Source organism: Mesorhizobium sp. M7A.F.Ca.US.010.02.1.1 (assembly GCF_004023085.1).
Lineage (GTDB): Bacteria > Pseudomonadota > Alphaproteobacteria > Rhizobiales > Rhizobiaceae > Mesorhizobium.
On record NZ_RZRV01000104.1, the window covers coordinates 1 to 1,234 of the forward strand.

Below are 1,234 nucleotides of genomic sequence, written 5' to 3' on the forward strand. Positions count from 1 at the left end.
GAGGATGGCAAAGAAGCTCTCCATTGGGGCGTTGTCGAGGCAATTGCCTTTGCGTGACATGCTCTGTTGGAGGCCTCTGGCTTCCAGCCTGCGTTGGAATGCCGACATCTGATACTGCCATCCCTGATCGGAATGCAGGATCGGCCTTTCGTTCTCACCAAGCCGGGCGAGGGCTTTGGTCAGCATATTGTCCACCATTTTGAAGCGTGGCCGCCGCGCCGTCTCGAACGCGACGATCTCGCCATTGTAGAGATCCATGACCGGGGACAGATAGAGCTTGTCGCCGGCCAGGCTGAACTCCGTCACGTCGGTCACCCATTTGCGGTTGGCGCGGTCGGCGCCGAACTTGCGCTGCAACAGATCGGGAGCGGTCCGCCCAGCCTCGCCCCTGTAGGAGCGATACTTCTTCGGCCTGACCAGCGACTTCAATCCCATCCCGGCCATCAGGCTCTGGACGGTCTTGTGGTTGACGCGCCGGCCCAACCGGTGCAGTTGCGCAGTCACCCGGCGATAGCCGTAGCGACCCTTGTGGCTGTCGAAGATGGCCTTGATCGCCGCCTTCAGCGCCGCATGGCGGTCCGAGCGCTTCGCTGCTTTCTGTCTGTAATAGAACGTGCTGCGCGCAAGCTTCGCCAGATCGAGCAGCCCCTCAAGCGAATGCAACGGCCTTAACGCCTGGACGGCTTGCGCTTTTTGAGCGCATGTCCCTGCGTTAAGGCCTCTAGTTTTTTTAGGTAGTCGTTCTCCATCCGCAGATGCTTCAGCTCAGCCAGCAGTTCTTCGCGGCTTTTGGCCTCGTCACTGGCTGCAACAGGCACTGCGGGGGACGGCGGCTTTGACATGGGTCGTCCTCTGGGACGTGGGCCGAGCGCCTCTATCCCGCCCGCATGATAGCGCTTCTCCCAGCCCGTCAGGCAACTGGCATTGCGGATATTGAACAATGCAGCCGTCTGCCGATACGACAGACCTTCCTCCCACATTCGCTCAAGCACCGACAGCCTGAACGCCGCGTCGTAACGACCGTACTTACCAGATAGCCCGGCATCGCCATGCGCCTGGTACAACGCAACCCACTTGCGAACAGTGGCCGCATCAACGCCATGCATCGACGCCGCACTCGCGCAGCTCTCATCCCCGCCTAAATAGCTATCGACAACCGAGCGCTTGAAACTCTCGCTGTATTTGGACATGCAAAACCCCCGAAGGTTGTGTCCAACTTTCGGGGGTCAGTTCA

The 1,234-nt window shown here is 60.0% G+C and carries 1 protein-coding gene and 1 pseudogene; both read right to left on the reverse strand.

Annotated elements, in window-relative coordinates:
- Nucleotides 1-669: pseudogene (locus tag EOA19_RS34905) on the reverse strand (IS3 family transposase); the annotation flags it as partial.
- A complete protein-coding gene (locus EOA19_RS34910) occupies nt 669-1,190 on the reverse strand; it encodes an IS3 family transposase (RefSeq protein WP_023812947.1) in 522 nt (173 codons plus the stop codon). The pseudogene EOA19_RS34905 and the gene EOA19_RS34910, both read right to left, overlap by 1 nt.
- Nucleotides 1,191-1,234 lie beyond the last annotated feature (44 nt).

Coding starts and splice junctions, on each gene's coding strand:
- EOA19_RS34910 (WP_023812947.1), bottom strand. CDS start 1,190: ATGTCCAAATACAGCGAGAGTTTCAAGCGCTCGGTTGTCGATAGCTAT.